The organism is Microbacterium proteolyticum, assembly GCF_030818075.1.
Classification (GTDB): domain Bacteria; phylum Actinomycetota; class Actinomycetes; order Actinomycetales; family Microbacteriaceae; genus Microbacterium; species Microbacterium proteolyticum_A.
Window position 1 is genome coordinate 2178440 of the sequence record NZ_JAUSZZ010000001.1, and the last position, 15582, is coordinate 2194021.

A 15582-nucleotide genomic window follows, 5' to 3' on the forward strand; every position below is an offset into this window, starting at 1 on the left:
CGGCCTCGCGCCCCCGCCGCACCGCGTGCCGCCGGCGAGTCGCTCCGCAGCCGCCCGATCGACACGTCGGCGGGATGCCGTCTCGCGGCCGGATTTCCGCGGACGCGCCAGTCGGCGTCGTCGGTTATCCTCGTGTGACCGGTCACGCCAGAGCGCGCGACCCGCAATGAGGCGGACCATGAGCGACACCGACATCCCGGAAGCGACGGGGCGCGCCCCGAGCATCCGTGACGTCGCGCGGTTGGCAGGGGTGTCGTACCAGACGGTTTCGCGCGTCATCAACAACAGCTCGCAGCTGCGGCCCGAGACCGCCGAGAAGGTGCGTTCGGCGATCGCCGAGCTGAAGTTCGTCCCGAATCAGGCTGCCCGGGCCCTCGCGACCAGCCGCTCACGCCTTATCGGGGTGCTGGGTCCGCGCGTGACGACCCATGGCGCGGCCTCCACCGTCCAGGCCATCGAATCCGCCGCCCGCGCAGCGGGGTACCGCCTGACCGTCACCAATCTCGCCACCAGCGATCCCGACGACGTCCGCGCCTCGATCGACCACCTCATGCACCAGTCGATCGAGGGGCTCATCGCGGTGGCGCCGCAGACACGCGTGGTCCCCGTCCTCGAGGAGCTGAAGCTCCCCGTCCCGGTGCAGACCGTGGCATCCACCGGGGTGTCCACCGCGCACAACGATCAGGCGGCGGGAGCGCGCGCCGCGGTGCGGCACCTCATCGAGCTCGGACATACCCGCATCCTGCACATCGCCGGACCCCGCGACTGGATCGAGGCCGACCACCGCATGCGCGGCTACCTCGCCGAGATGGATGCCAACGACCTGACGCCGCGACCCCCGGTGCTGGGCGACTGGTCGGCCCAGTTCGGATACGAGGCGGGTCTGGAGCTGTTGCGGACCGAGGATGCCACGGCGGTCTTCGCGGGCAACGATCTCATGGCGCTGGGTTTCATGCATGCCGTTCGGGCCAGAGGTCGCTCGGTGCCGGAGGACATCTCGGTCGTCGGCTTCGACGACGTGCCCGAGTCGGCGCACCTGTGGCCGCCCTTGACGACGGTGCGGCAGGATTTCGTGGGCATCGGCACCCGCGCCGTCTTCGATCTGCTCGCGGCGCTGGGGGAGTCGCCCGGCGACGTTCCCGCGGCCGTGCCGGACCACCTGCGGCTGATCGTCCGGTCGTCGACGGCTCCGCCTTCGCGCTGAATCGTCACGTTTCGGCAACGGCGACACGTCATTCGTATCGGGACTTGACAGGTCGGCCTGAGAGCGGGGTAGCATCACACACACAATGTGAACGGTCACATGACCGGGTCACACGGCCGACGGGACTCGCTGCGGAGCGGATCCGTCGAGACGAAGACGTTTCGAACGACCCGGGTCTCCCGCGTCCACGACCGGCCCTTCGTTTCGCCCCCGAGGCCGCGCGATCCGTGCGCTGTCCGTCAGCAGTGCCGGCGGTGGACTCCAGGGGAGACGCCGCGACTATCACCCAATGGAGGGAACCAGAGTGAACAAGCACAGCATGCTCAAGGCGGTCGCCGGAGTCGGCGTCCTGGCGCTCGGCATCGGTCTCGCCGGTTGCTCGGGCGACCGTACCGGCAACGCCGGTGGCGGCGAGCAGGAGTCCGGCGGCATCATCGGCGTCGCCATGCCGACGCAGCAGTCGGAGCGCTGGATCGCGGACGGCAACAACGTCAAGTCGCAGCTGGAGGAGCTCGGCTACACCGTCGACCTGCAGTACGCCAACGACGACATCCCGACCCAGGTCTCGCAGATCGAGAACATGATCTCGTCCGGCGCCAACGCGCTGATCGTCGCCTCGATCGACGGCACCACGCTCACCGACGTGCTGCAGCAGGCGGCGGACAACAACATCCCGGTCATCGCCTACGACCGCCTCATCAACGGCACCGAGAACGTCGACTACTACACGACCTTCGACAACTTCCAGGTCGGCGTGCAGCAGGCCACCTCGCTGCTGACCGGTCTCGGCGTCCTGGATGCGTCGGGCAACGAGACCGGTGCCACCGGCCCGTTCAACGTCGAGCTGTTCGCCGGCAGCCCCGACGACAACAACGCCACGTTCTTCTGGAACGGCGCCATGGAGACCCTCAAGCCCTACATGGACTCGGGCGTCATCGTGGTTCCCTCGGGCCAGACCGAGTTCGGTCAGGCCGCCATCCTGCGCTGGCTGCCCGAGACCGCGCAGGAGCGCATGGAGAACATCCTCACGGTCATCGGCGACACCAAGCTCAACGGTGTGCTCTCGCCCTACGACGGTCTCTCGATCGGCATCATCTCGGCCCTCACGTCGGGCGGCTACGCGGCGAACGCGCTGCCGGTCATCACCGGTCAGGACGCCGAGGTCGGTTCGATCAAGTCGATCATCGCCGGCGAGCAGTACTCGACGATCTTCAAGGACACGCGCGAGCTCGCCAAGCAGGCCGTGTCCATGGTGGACGACATCCGCAAGGGCGAAGAGCCCGAGGTCAACGACACCGAGACGTACGACAACGGCGAGAAGGTCGTCCCCTCGTACCTGCTCGAGTCGACGATCGTCACGAAGGACAACTACAAGGAGATCCTCCTCGACAGCGGCTACTACACCGAGGCCGATCTGGGTTGATCCCCCGGGGGGACCTCGGGTCCACCCCACCCCGCCTCCGCCGCGGCCCGACGGGTCGCGGCGGAGGCTCCCGCGGGGTCCGCGGCATCCGCCCCCGCCCCCGCCCCACCATCCCGACCGGCCCCGAGCCGGTTCTGCAAGGAGGACCTCGTGAGCACCATCCTCGAGATGCGCTCGATCACCAAGGAGTTCCCCGGCGTCATCGCGCTCGCCGACGTGTCGCTGACCGTCGAGCGCGGAACGGTTCACGCCATCTGCGGCGAGAACGGCGCCGGCAAGTCGACCCTCATGAAGGTGCTCAGCGGTGTGTATCCCGCGGGCGACTACCGCGGTGAGATCGTCTTCGACGGCAAGGCCGTGGAATTCAAGGACATCCGCGACAGCGAAGCGGCCGGCATCGTCATCATCCACCAGGAGCTGGCCCTCAGCCCCTACCTCTCGATCGCCGAGAACATCTTCCTCGGCAACGAGATCACGCACCGCGGCCTCATCGACTGGGATGCCACGAACCGCGAGGCCTCCAAGCTCCTCGCCCGCGTGGGCCTGGGCGACAGCCCCGACGTGCCCGTCAACGAGATCGGCGTCGGCAAGCAGCAGCTCGTCGAGATCGCCAAGGCGCTGTCGAAGGACGTCAAGCTCCTCATCCTCGACGAGCCGACCGCCGCGCTGAACGACGACGACTCCGAGCACCTGCTCGACCTGATCCGCCACCTCAAGGGCCAGGGGATCACCTCGATCATCATCAGCCACAAGCTCAACGAAATCCGCGCGATCGCCGACGAGGTCACGATCATCCGCGACGGCCGCACCATCGAGACGCTCGACGTGGCCACGGGCGGCACCAGCGAGGATCGCATCATCCGCGGCATGGTCGGCCGCGAGCTCGAGAACCGCTACCCCGACCGCGACGTCGAGATCGGCGACGAGGTGCTGCGCATCGAGGACTGGAACGTCAGCCACCCCACGGATGCCACCCGCACCGTCATCCACCAGGCGAACCTGAACGTGCGCGCCGGCGAGGTCGTCGGCATCGCCGGCCTGATGGGCGCCGGACGCACGGAACTGGCGATGAGCGTGTTCGGCAAGAGCTTCGGTTCGCGCATCTCGGGCAACGTCTACATCCGCGGTCAGAAGGCCGACACCTCCACGGTCCCGGCGGCCATCCGCAGCGGCCTGGCGTACGTCACCGAGGACCGCAAGGGCGCCGGGCTCAACCTCATCGACACGATCAAGCGCAACATCTCGATCGCCGGGATGCGCAAGCTCGTCAAGGGCGGGTTCGTCGACGGCGACGAGGAGTACCTGGTCGCCAACCGCTACCGCACCTCGATGAACATCAAGGCGCCCACCGTCGACGTCGTCGTCGGCAAGCTCTCCGGCGGCAACCAGCAGAAGGTCGTGCTGTCGCAGTGGCTCTACTCCGATCCGGAGGTGCTCATCCTCGACGAGCCGACCCGCGGCATCGACGTCGGCGCGAAGTACGAGATCTACACGATCATCAATTCCCTCGCGGCGCAGGGCAAGGGGGTGCTGGTCATCTCGAGCGAGCTGCCCGAGCTCCTCGGCATCTGCGACCGCATCTACACCCTCAGCGAAGGCCACATCACCGGCCAGCTGCCCATCGAACAGGCCACTCCCGAGGCACTCATGGTGCTCATGACGAAGGAAAAGGAAGCCGACCATGTCAGCGCTTGACAACACCGTGACCCCGAAGGGTCCCGCCACGCCGAAGGGTCCCGTCGGCGGCGGCGCCGGCAGCGGTGCCGGGGGCCTCGTGACGTTCTTCACCTCGCGCCTGCGCGAGATCGGCATCTTCATCGCCCTCATCGTCATCGTGCTGCTCTTCCAGGCGCTGACCGGCGGGCGCCTGCTCACCGCGGGCAACGTGTCGAACATCATCGTCCAGAACAGCTACATCCTGATCCTCGCGATCGGCATGGTGATGATCATCATCGCCGGCCACATCGACCTGTCTGTCGGTTCGGTGGCGGCCTTCGTCGGTGCCGTGTCGGGTGTGCTGATCGTGCAGTGGGGCCTGCCCTGGTGGCTCGGCATCACGCTGTCGCTCCTGCTCGGCGCCGTCGTCGGCATGTGGCAGGGCTTCTGGGTGGCGTACATCGGCATCCCGGCGTTCATCGTGACCCTGGCCGGCATGCTCCTGTTCCGCGGTCTCACGCAGATGACCCTGGGCAACACCCAGATCACGCCCTTCCCGACCGAGTACCGCCAGCTCGGCGGCGGCTACCTCTTCCCCGACCTGTTCCCCGCGGCATCCTCGCCGGCCGAGTGGGTCACGGTCGCGCTCGGCGTGCTCACGCTGGTGCTGTTCGTGACGTCGCAGGTCCGTCAGCGTGCCAAGCGCGCGGCGCTCGAGCTCCACAACGAGCCGACGGCGGCCTTCCTGGTGAAGGTCATCGGCGGCGGCGCGCTCATCGCGTACCTGACGTACCTCCTCGGTGTCGCACCCGGCTCCCGCGGCACGCCCATCGTGCTCGTCGTGCTGGCGGTGCTGATCATCGGCTACTCCACCGTCATGAGCCGCAGCGTCTTCGGCCGCCACATCTACGCGATCGGTGGCAACCGCACCGCCGCGAAGCTGTCGGGCATCAACACCCGCCGCGTCGACTTCATGCTCTTCGTGAACATGGGTGTCCTGGCCGCCCTCGCCGGCATCGTCTTCACGGGCCGACTGAACTCCGCCGGGCCCGGCGCCGGAAACCTGTTCGAGCTGGATGCCATCGCCGCCGCCTTCATCGGCGGGGCGGCGGTGCAGGGCGGTGTCGGCCGCGTGGTCGGCGCGATCGCCGGTGGTCTGGTCATGGGTGTGCTGAACAACGGCATGTCGCTCATGGGCATCTCGACCGACGTGCAGCAGTTCATCAAGGGTCTGGTGCTGCTGCTGGCCGTCGCCTTCGACGTCTGGAACAAGAACCGCACCCGCGGCTGATCCGCGCCCTCTGAGAACGCCCCGTCGCCCTCGTGCGGCGGGGCGTTCGCGCGTCCCCGGCAGCCCGCGCCGCGTGAGGGGTCACGTTCTGTCGCCCAGGATCGCCCGCGGCGACAAGAACCGACCCCTCACGCGCGTTCGGGATAACCCGAACGGCGCCGGGGGCTGACCGGGCGGTGCCGCGCGGGGCGGAGTCATAGCGTGGATGCCATGACCACGGCATCCGTTCTCCCGCCCCCGCCGCCGCTGCCCGGCGCTTCCTCCGCGCCCGCCGCCTCCGCGCCCGCCGCCCCCGCCTCGCACGACGCCGCGACACCAACCGCACCGCCCGCCCCGGCCCCGGTCGCCGTGCCGCCGAGGGTGCGCGTGTCATCGCCCGGTCGCGTGGCCGGCGCCGCAGCCCACCTCGCCGCCCTCGGAGTGGTCGGACCCGCCGTCTTCACCGCCCTGTTCAGCCTGTTCGGCTCGGGGTTCGGGCTGCTTCCGGCGCTGCTGATCGGCGTCGTCGTTCTCGTCGCCTTCGTCTACGCCCTCTTCGCGGTGGCCTGGTTCGAGCGCGCCCGCGTCGACGGCCTCTACCGCCTGGGGCTCGCGCCCTTCCGCCCGCGTCGCAGCGGAAAGCCGGGCTTCGTCGGCGTGCTGCACACGATCTGGCTGCAGGCCATCGATCCGTTGCAGTGGCGGGCCGTGGCATCTTTCGCCGTCGCGACCGTGCTGGGTCTGATCACCGTCACGGCCATCGGCATCGTCTCGTGGGGCATCGGCCTGGTCGTCAGCCCGATCTTCGGCTGGTCCGACACGCGCCTGCTCGGCATCGTGCCGCTGCCGGGCGTCGCGGCACCCCTCACCGGAGCGGCCGCCATCGTCGTCGCACTCGGTGCGATCGTGGGACTCGCGATCCTCCACGGGGTGATCGTGCGGGCGATCTTCGTGCCTTCCCGCGAGGCGCAGCTCGTCGAGCAGGCCCGCACCTCCGACACGCGTCGAGCGGGCGCTGTCCGCGCCGCCGAGGTGGAGCGCACGCGCATCGAGCGCGACCTCCACGACGGCGTCCAACCGCGCCTCGTGTCGATCGCCATGACACTGGGCCTGGCGCAGACCAAGATCGACGACGACCCCGAGACCGCGAAGGCGCTCGTCGCCGAGGCCCACGCCTCGACCAAGTCGGCCATCACCGAGCTCCGGCAGCTCGCCCGTGGCATCCACGCCTCGGTGCTCGAGGACAGGGGATTGGATGCCGCGCTGTCGGCCCTGGCGTCCCGATCCCACACCCCGGTGACCCTCGACGTGCGGCTGCCCCGCCGCTGCGGGCGCGCCGCCGAGGAGGCCGTGTACTTCGCCATCGCCGAGACCCTCACCAACGCCGCCAAGCACTCCCGCGCCGCCGCTTGTCGCGTCGACGTGCGGGTGCGGGAGGACGGATCGCTCTGGGCGCGTGTCGAAGACGACGGTCTGGGCGGTGCGCGGATCGTCCCCGGGGGCGGCCTCGACGGCATCGTCAACCGGGTCACCGCGGCCGGCGGCACGGCGCGCATCGACAGCCCGCAGGGGGGACCGACGACGGTGGAGGTGAACGTCCCGTGCGCGTCCTGATCTGCGAAGACTCGGTGCTGCTGCGCGAGGGGCTCGTGCGCCTGCTCGCCGACGACGGTCACGAGGTCGTCGCCGCGCTTCCGGATGCCGCGGGCCTCGAGGCCGCGGTCGCCGACACGGCGCCGGAGCTGTGCATCCTCGACGTGCGGCTCCCGCCGACGTGGACCGACGAGGGCATCCGCGCGGCGATCGCGCTGCGCTCCCGGCATCCGGGACTGGCGGTGCTCGTGCTGTCGCAGTACGTCGAGGAGCGTTACGCGAGTGACCTCATCGCCGACGGGCAGGGTGCGCTCGGCTATCTGCTCAAGGATCGGGTGGCCGACGTGGCCGACTTCCTCGCGGCGGTGGCCTCCATCGCGGGTGGGGCCACCGTGCTCGACCCCGAGGTCGTGGCGCAGCTGCTGACGCGCCGCCGCCGCGACGAGCGGCTGCAGAGCCTCACCGAGCGCGAGAGGTCGGTGCTCGCCCTCATCGCGGAGGGGCGTTCGAATCAGGCCATCGCCGGCGCGCTGTTCGTCAGCGAGGCCAGCGTCGAGAAGTACATCACCGCCATCTTCACCAAGCTCGGCCTGGAGCAGGACGAGACCGGCAACCGCCGCGTCATCGCCGCCCTCGTGCACCTGGGCCACGACCACACCGGAGCGACCTCATGACCACTTCCGCCCCCACCCCCACGCCCTCCGCTTCGGAGCCGCCCCGTCGCCGCGGCGCGGCGTTCGCCGTGTCGGTGGTCACCATCGTCGTCGGCGCCTGCGTGGCCGTCGGCACCCTCGCCGGCACGGGAGTGTCGGCGGTGGCGAGCATGGCCGACTGGCGTGGGCAGACCGCCACGTACGACAGCTCGACCGACGGCACGGCGGAGCAGCTGACCGAGCTCGACATCGACCTCGCCGGTGGCGCGCTGACGGTCGAGTTCGGCGATGTCGCGTTCGCGCAGCTCGATGCCGACAGCCACGGTCGGAAGGGCTGGACGTTCGAGCGCGACGGCGACTCCCTGCGCGTCGCGTCGCCCTCGGGCTCATTCGCGGATTGGGGGAGCGGCTCGCGCGCCACGCTCGTCTTGCCGCGGGACCTCGATGGGTCCGGCATCCGGGCCGACATCCAGGTCACCGGCGGCGCGCTCGAGCTGAGCGGCGGTTTCGGCGACGTCACGGTGGAGGTCGCGGGCGGCACGGCGTCTGTCGACGGCGTCGCGCGCGACATCGACCTGACGCTGTCGGGCGGTTCCGCGACGGCACGGCTCACGGATGTCGAGACCGCAGCGTTCGAGGTCGCCGGCGGCGAGCTGACCGCGACGCTCGACGGGGTCGCCCCGACGCGCACCGACGTCGAGGTGACCGCCGGCTCCGCCGACATCACCCTGCCCGACGACGAGTACGACGTGCGCATCGACGACGGTCTCGGCTCGGTCGACAACGGCCTGCGCACGAGCTCGTCGGCCGTCGCCGAGGTCGACGTGACCGCGACGATGGGCTCGGTCCGCCTGCGCTGACGCGTCGCGCTCGCGGCCCCGCCCGACGCGTGAGGGGTCAATGTTTGTCGCCGAGGCGGGTCCGAAGCGACAGAGATCGACCCCTCACGCGTGCGCGGGAGGGGGGCATCAGGTGACGAAGCCGGCGGGGCCGGCCGTCGAGTCCAGCCACGTCGCTTCGCGTGAGTCGCCAGGTTCTGTCGCTTCGCAGACTCCTTAAGCGACAAATCCTGGCGAGTCACGCGTCGGATTCGTGCAGCGCCTGGCGACTCACGCGCCCTTCAGGGCCTTTGCGATGCGCTGGGGGGAGACCGGTTCGGCGGTGCCGAGGCGCTGGGCGAACAGGCTCACGCGCAGCTCCTCGAGCAGCCACCGCGTCTGCACGAGATTCCCCGGCGCATCCGCGGGGAGGGGCACCGAGCCCCCGGCATCCACGAATCCGGCGGCGGCGCGCTCGTATTCGGTCATGCGCTGGCGGTCGCGCCCGGGGTTGTCGGACAGCGTCTTCACCCGCTCCAACGCGCCCGCGAGGTAGCGGGGATAGTGCTGCAGGCGCTGCAGGCCGGTGCGCGAAAGGAAGCCGGGGAAGAGAAGCCCCTTCACCTGGCCGCGCACGTCGTTGAGGGCTCCCAGCAGCGTGATGGATGCGGCATCCTTCATCGCCCGCTCCACCTCGCGCTGCGCGAGCAGGATTTTCGCCGCCAGCGACACCGTCTGGAACGTGCGCTCGACAGACGCGGCCGAGAACGCATCGCGCACACGCTCGAATTCGGCTCTCGTGCGGACGACCCCCGCCGGCGCCTCGCGCAGGAGGACGTCGTCGGCCAGAGCCACGCGCGCGTCCTCGATGAGGGCCTTCGCGTTCTGGTACGGGGATGCCGCGAGCGCGAGCTTCTCGTTCGCGGTGAGGTGGTCGAGCACGTACGTGGCGGGGGAGGGGACGGCGAGCAGCATCAGGCGCCGGATGCCGGCGCGGGTGTGCCGCGCGGCATCCTCGGGCGTCGCCTCGACGCGCAGCGCGACGCTGTCGCCCTCGTCGACGAGCGCCGGGTAGCCGCGCACGACACCGCCGGCGACGGGGGTGTCGACGACCTCGGTGAGCTCGTCGAGGTCCCAGGTGGTGAGCTTCGTGCGCGAGGCGAAGGCGGGGGAGGCCTCGGCGACCTGGGCGGCGGTTCGGGCCGCGGGGCGTGCGACCGTCGCTTCCACACTCGAGCGGGCCCGGTCGGCGAGACGTCGCTGCAGGGCACCGAGGTCACGGTCGCTGCCGATGGCGCGGCCGCGCGCGTCGACGGCGCGGAACGACGGCAGCAGGTGCGCGGGAACCCGGTCGAGTTCGAAGTCGGCGGCGCTGACGCGCTGGTTCGCGACGCGCTGCACGAGCGCGGCGAGGGCGTCGACGAGCGTCGTTCGCGGCAGGCCGTTCGCGTGCTCGGGGCCCTTCTCGGCGAGCTCGGCGCTGAATTTCTCGGCCCAATCCGCGGCGGGAACGACGTTGCGGCGGATGGTCTTGGGCAGCGCCCGCAGGAGCGCCGTGACGAGTTCGTCGCGCATGCCGGGCACCTGCCAGTCGAAGCCGTCGGGCCGCAGCTGCGCGAGCAGCGGCAGCGGCACCACGACCGTGACACCGTCATCGGGTGCGCCCGGTTCGAAGCGGTACGCGAGGTTGAGGGTCTGATCGCCCTGGCGCCAGCGCGCGGGGAACGCGCGGTCGTCGCCCTGCGCCCGGTCGCCGGTGAGGTCGGACTCCCGCAGGTCGAGCAGGTGCGGCGTGCGGGTGACGGCATCCTTCCACCAGGTCTCGAACGAGCGCACGTCGGTGACATCGGCGGGGATGCGCGCGTTGTAGAACGCGAACACCGCCTCGTCGCCGACGAGGATGTCGCGGCGGCGCTCGCGCTCCTCGATCTTCTCGAGCAGGCGGCGCTGCTCGACGTTGCGGCGCAGGAATGCGGTGAGGCGCTTGTCGAGCACCGACGGGTCCCACTCGCCTTCGACCAGCGCGTGGCGCACGAACATCTCGCGGGCGAGCGGCCGGTCGAAACGCGCGAGCTGCACGCGGCGGCGGGCGACGAGCTCGACCCCGAAGAGAGTGACCTTCTCGTAGGCGGCGGCGGAGCCGGCATCCTTCGACCAGTGCGGCTCGCTCAGCGAGCGCTTCACGAGATCGGGGGCGAGCTCTTCCGCCCACGCCGGATCGACGGCCGCGACCGTGCGGGCGAACAGGCGCGAGGTCTCGACGAGCTCGGCCGCCATGACGGCGGAGGGACGCTTCTTCCTCAGCCCCGAGCCCGGGAAGATCGCGAACCGCGCGCCGCGCGCGCCGATGTACTCGCCCTTGGTGGGGCGGGCATCGCCCGGGGCCTTGCGGTCTTTGGCCTGGGCGATCGTGCGGGGATCCAGGATGCCGATGTGCGACAGCAATCCGGAGAGGATCGCGCGGTGGATGGCGTCGCCCTGCGCGTGTCCCTCAGGGGCGACGGTCTGCCCGGCGGCTTTCGAACCGTGTCCCGATGTGTGCGACCCGTGTCCCGATGTGTGCGACCCGTGTCCCGATGTGTGCGGCGTGGAGGGGTCCGGGGCAGCCGAAAGTGGGACATGGTTCCGCGCGCCGCCGCCACGCCCGCCGTCACCGCCACGCCCGCCTTGACCGCCACGCCCGCTTCCACCGCGGGCGGCGCCGCCGTCGCCGCGCGCCACGCCGGCCCCGCGCCCGTCGCCCTCGCCCCGCTCCGCCCCGAGCGACCGTAGCTGCCGGTGCACGTCGACCCACTCGCGCACGCGCACGTAGTTGAGGTGTTCGCTGCGGCACAGGCGTCGGAACGCGCTCGAGCCGAGTTCGGCCTGCTTCTCCTGCAGGTAGTCCCAGAGGTTCAGCAGCGACAGGAAGTCGCTGGTCGGGTCGGTGAAGCGCGCGTGGAAGCGGTCTGCCTCCTCGCGGCGGTCCTCCGGGCGTTCGCGCACGTCTTGAATCGACATGCCCGACACGATCGCGAGCACCTCGGACTGCACGCCGGTGCGCCTCGCTTCGATGAGCATGCGGGCGAAGCGCGGGTCGATCGGCAGGCGCGCGATCTCGCGGCCGATCTCGGTGAGGCGGGGGCCGCGGTCGTCGTCGCGTCCGCCGCGCCCGTCTCGTCCGCCGCGCCCGCGGGACGGGTCGCGGTCGGGCCGGTCGTCGCGGGGGCGCGCACCCGGGGCGGGCAGCTTCACCGCGCCGAGCTCGACGAGAAGGTCGAACGCGGCCTTGACGCCCCGCGAGTCCGGGGGAGTGAGGAAGGGGAACGCCTGGATGTCGCCGAACCCGAGCGACAGCATCTGCAGGATGACGGATGCCAGCGACGTGCGCAGAATCTCGGGCTCGGTGTACTCCGGGCGACGGCTGAAGTCGTCTTCGGAGTAAAGCCGGATCGCGACGCCCGGCGACGTGCGGCCCGCGCGGCCCGACCGCTGCTGTGCCGAGGCCTGCGAGACGGCCTCGATCGGCAGACGCTGGATCTTCGACCGGTTGCTGTAGCGCGAGATGCGCGCGGTGCCGGTGTCGACGACGTACCGGATGCCGGGGACGGTGAGACTCGTCTCGGCGACGTTGGTGGCGAGGATGACGCGGCGACGAACGCCCGCGACGGTGGAGCGCTCGAACACCCGGTGCTGCTCCGCGGCGGACAGGCGGCCGTACAGCGGCAGCACCTCGGTGGGAGCGGCGTCCTTCTGATACGCCCCGCGGATGGCATCCGCCGCATCCCGGATCTCCGCCTCGCCGGGGAAGAACACGAGCACGTCGCCCGCCGGCTCGCGGTCGAGCTCGCGCAGGGCCGCGACGACGGCCCCGACCTCGTCGGCGTCGTCGTCGTCGCGTCCGGTCTTGACGGCGGACCGTGCCGAACTCCTGACCTTCTGCGGCGCCCCAGCGGCACGGCCGCGGGATGACGCGGGCTCGGGACTGTCGGCATCCGGATTCTCTGGAGTTCCGCCCGCGTCGTCCGCGCCGTCGAGCGGCCGGTACCGGATCTCGACCGGGTAGGTGCGCCCCGACACCTCGATCACGGGCGCCGGCACGGGCTCGCCGCCGGGCTGGGCGGGGGCCGCGGCGAAGTGGCGCGCGAAGCTCTCGGGGTCGATCGTGGCCGAGGTGACGATGACCTTGAGGTCGGGCCGCTTCGGCAGGATGCGGCGGAGGTAGCCGAGCAGGAAGTCGATGTTGAGCGAGCGCTCGTGCGCCTCGTCGACGATGATCGTGTCGTAGCGGCGCAGCAGCCGGTCGCGGTGGATCTCGTTGAGCAGGATGCCGTCGGTCACCAGCGCCACGCGCGTGTCGGCGGAGACCTTGTCGGTGAAGCGCACCTTGTAGCCGACGGTCGACCCGAGCGGGACCTGCATCTCGTCGGCGATGCGCTCGGCGATCGTGCGTGCGGCGATGCGGCGCGGCTGCGTGTGGGCAATCGAGGTGCGGCCGAGCTCGAGGCAGATCTTCGGCAGCTGCGTCGTCTTGCCCGACCCGGTCGCGCCGGCGACGATCACGACCTGGTGGTCGCGGATGGCGCGCGCGATCTCGTCCCGCGCGGCGCTGACGGGCAGCTCGGGCGGGTAGACGATGACGGGTTCGGCAGACACAGCCTTCCAGCCTATCGCGCCGCGCCCGCTCCGCGTCCGGCCCGAGAGACGCGAGCGTCCGGCTCGAGCGTCCGGCGGTGACTTGCGGCGAATGTTCGCGGGGAGTGGGTTGTGGCGTGCATATGCCGCAAGTCAGCGGGGGCGGGGGCGGGGGCGAGGGTGAGGGTGGGGTGCGGGGCGGTGCGCGCTGTGCGCTGGCGGTGACTTGCGGCGAATGTTCGCGGGGAGTGGGCTGTGGCGTGCATATGCCGCAAGTCAGCGAGGGGCGGGGGCGCGGGTGGGGTGCGGCGCGGTGCGCGCCGTGCGCCGGCGGTGACTTGCGGCGAATGTTCGCGGGGAGTGGGCTGTGGCGTGCATATGCCGCGAGTCAGCGAGGGGCGAGGGCGAGGGCGCGGGCAAGGGCGCGGGGTGTGGCGTGCATATGCCGCGAGTCAGCGAGGGGCGAGGGCGAGGGCGCGGGCAAGGGCGCGGGGTGCGGCGTGCATATGCCGCAAGTCAGCGAGGGGCGCGGGCACAGGCTGTCGCGTGCAGATGCCGCGAGTCAGCGAGGGGCGAGGGCGCGCCGCGGCGTGCATGTGCGGCGGGTCACTGAGCGGCGAGTCGGCGGGAGCGTGCGTCGGGGAGTGCGCAGGCGGGGGCGCGGCGGGAGGATCGAGCGAGAATGCGTGAACTCGGACGGGGGAGTCGAGCAATACGAGTGTGAGCACAGACAACGAATTGATCGTCCGGTCGCATGTCGACCCGGCCGTCTTCGCGACGCTGTACGACCGCCACGCCTCGGCGGTGTATCGCTATCTCGCGCAGCGGCTGGGTGATCACGCGGCCGACGACGTCATGAGCGAGACGTTCCTCGTCGCGTTCGAGCGGCGCGGCGCCTACGACCCGCAGGTGCTCGACGCCCGACCGTGGCTGTTGGGCATCGCCACGCGTCTCATGCGCAAGCACGCCCGGCTCGAAGCCGTGGCGTGGAAAGGCATGGCCGCCCACATGGCGGCACAGGTGGCGCCCGACCTCATCGAGAGAGCGGGCGCCCGGATGGATGCCGAGCGCCTGACCCGGCGGCTGACGTCGGCCCTGCGGAAGCTGTCGGACGCCGACCGCGACACCCTGCTGCTGTACGCGTGGGGGCATCTCGACTATGCGGCGATCGCCGCGGCGACCGACGTGCCGATCGGCACCGTGCGCTCACGACTCAATCGCGCGCGGCGGGTCCTCCGTCGCGCCGCCGACACCGACACCCTCGAACAGGAGACGGATCATGGACGAACTGACGTTGCTCCGCAGCACGCGTGACGACACGCTCATCCCGAGCCAGGACACGCTGGATGCCGGGCGCGCGGCGCTCATGGCCCGCATCGCCCAGCCGCCGCAGCCGGCGCATCTGGCTCCCGCGCGGCGCCGCCGTCGGCCAATCCGGCGCGCGACCTGGATCGCGGCCGGAACCGCGACGGCGCTCACCGGCATCCTCATCGCCGGCAACATCAACCTCGGCGTGCAGTCGGCGCAGGCGAGCGAGGTGCTGCGACAGGCGGCAGCCGCTACCCTGACGACGACGGATGCCGCGATCGCGCCCGGACAGTATCTGCGCTCCATCACCCACGCTCGATGGCTCACGTGCACGAACGGCGTCGAGTGCGTCCCGAACGACCAGTTCCTCGACGTGTACAAGCCGGTCGACCCGGGTGCCGAGTGGGTGCTGGTGCGCGACTGGGGCGAGCTCCCCGGTCTCACGGGGACGTCGATGGAGACGAACCGCGCGGTGGGAGGCTTCTTCTACGGCCCGGACTGGTCGTGGCAGCAGGGCGACGTGGCGGCGATCCCTCTGGACGGAGCCGAGGCCTACGCGTGGATCGACAGCCAATACCAGGGGGGTTCGGCCTCGCGCGAGGAAGACAACTTCGTGCGGATCACCGACATCCTGCGCTCGGGCCTCGTTCCCGCACCGCAGCGTGCAGCGCTCCTGGATGCCCTCGCACGCATACCCGGTGTGACGTCGGCCGGCGGCGTGCAGAACCTCGACGGGGTTTCCGGCGTCGCGATCGGCCGCGTCGAGCCGATGCGATTGGGGGAGCGGCAGGAGATCATCATCGACCCCGCCACCGGACTCGTCATCGGAGAACGCACGGTCGTGGGCGCACAGGCCTTCGGCTGGTCCACACCCGACGCAGTCACCGAGCTGACGGCGATCACCACCACCGTCGTCGACGAGGCTCCGTGATCGAGTGGCCCGCGGTGACGCCGGACGCGCTCACCCTTCCGCCGACCGAATCCCTCCCGATCCCGCTGCCCGGCGAGTGATCGAGCGGCCCCGCCTCGCTGCCCCGCCTCCC

General features: G+C 70.9%; 10 protein-coding genes. 9 read left to right on the forward strand and 1 reads right to left on the reverse strand.

Annotation, left to right across the window (positions count from 1 at the left end; translation table 11 throughout):
• The first annotated feature begins 178 nt into the window (after positions 1 to 178).
• From QE392_RS10135 to QE392_RS10165, 7 genes are all read left to right on the forward strand, one after another.
• Positions 179 to 1204, forward strand: coding sequence for a LacI family DNA-binding transcriptional regulator (locus tag QE392_RS10135; RefSeq protein ID WP_307451263.1), 1026 nt, complete (start codon positions 179 to 181; stop codon positions 1202 to 1204).
• A gap of 319 nt (positions 1205 to 1523) precedes the next feature.
• On the forward strand, positions 1524 to 2627 hold the full coding sequence (chvE, locus tag QE392_RS10140; RefSeq protein ID WP_307454104.1) for a multiple monosaccharide ABC transporter substrate-binding protein: 1104 nt from the start codon (positions 1524 to 1526) through the stop codon (positions 2625 to 2627).
• A 168-nt stretch (positions 2628 to 2795) separates the two neighbouring features.
• A complete protein-coding gene (gene mmsA, locus QE392_RS10145; protein WP_307454107.1) occupies positions 2796 to 4322 on the forward strand; it encodes a multiple monosaccharide ABC transporter ATP-binding protein in 1527 nt (508 codons plus the stop codon).
• The gene (gene mmsB, locus QE392_RS10150) at positions 4309 to 5574 is read left to right on the forward strand and encodes a multiple monosaccharide ABC transporter permease (protein WP_307451265.1); all 1266 of its coding nucleotides are present in this window, start codon (positions 4309 to 4311) and stop codon (positions 5572 to 5574) included. The genes mmsA and mmsB overlap by 14 nt, the downstream gene beginning before the upstream one ends.
• A gap of 210 nt (positions 5575 to 5784) precedes the next feature.
• Complete coding sequence (locus QE392_RS10155) at positions 5785 to 7167, forward strand: sensor histidine kinase (protein WP_307451268.1); 1383 nt, start codon at positions 5785 to 5787, stop codon at positions 7165 to 7167.
• Positions 7155 to 7820 carry a LuxR C-terminal-related transcriptional regulator gene (locus QE392_RS10160; protein ID WP_307451270.1) on the forward strand — a complete coding sequence of 222 codons (666 nt, stop codon included), beginning with the start codon at positions 7155 to 7157 and terminating at the stop codon, positions 7818 to 7820. The genes QE392_RS10155 and QE392_RS10160 overlap by 13 nt, the downstream gene beginning before the upstream one ends.
• Positions 7817 to 8659 carry a hypothetical protein gene (locus tag QE392_RS10165; protein ID WP_307451272.1) on the forward strand — a complete coding sequence of 281 codons (843 nt, stop codon included), beginning with the start codon at positions 7817 to 7819 and terminating at the stop codon, positions 8657 to 8659. Before QE392_RS10160 ends, QE392_RS10165 begins: the two co-directional genes overlap by 4 nt.
• Positions 8660 to 8908: 249 nt before the next feature.
• Here QE392_RS10165 and QE392_RS10170 read toward each other — a convergent pair whose 3' ends face one another.
• Complete coding sequence (locus tag QE392_RS10170) at positions 8909 to 13252, reverse strand: DUF3418 domain-containing protein (RefSeq protein WP_307451274.1); 4344 nt, start codon at positions 13250 to 13252, stop codon at positions 8909 to 8911.
• Positions 13253 to 13951: 699 nt separating this feature from the next.
• Between QE392_RS10170 and QE392_RS10175 the strand changes: the two genes are divergently transcribed.
• Complete coding sequence (locus QE392_RS10175) at positions 13952 to 14545, forward strand: RNA polymerase sigma factor (RefSeq protein WP_307451276.1); 594 nt, start codon at positions 13952 to 13954, stop codon at positions 14543 to 14545.
• The gene (locus tag QE392_RS10180; protein ID WP_307451279.1) at positions 14511 to 15470 is read left to right on the forward strand and encodes a hypothetical protein; all 960 of its coding nucleotides are present in this window, start codon (positions 14511 to 14513) and stop codon (positions 15468 to 15470) included. The genes QE392_RS10175 and QE392_RS10180 overlap by 35 nt, the downstream gene beginning before the upstream one ends.
• The last annotated feature ends 112 nt before the right edge of the window (positions 15471 to 15582 follow it).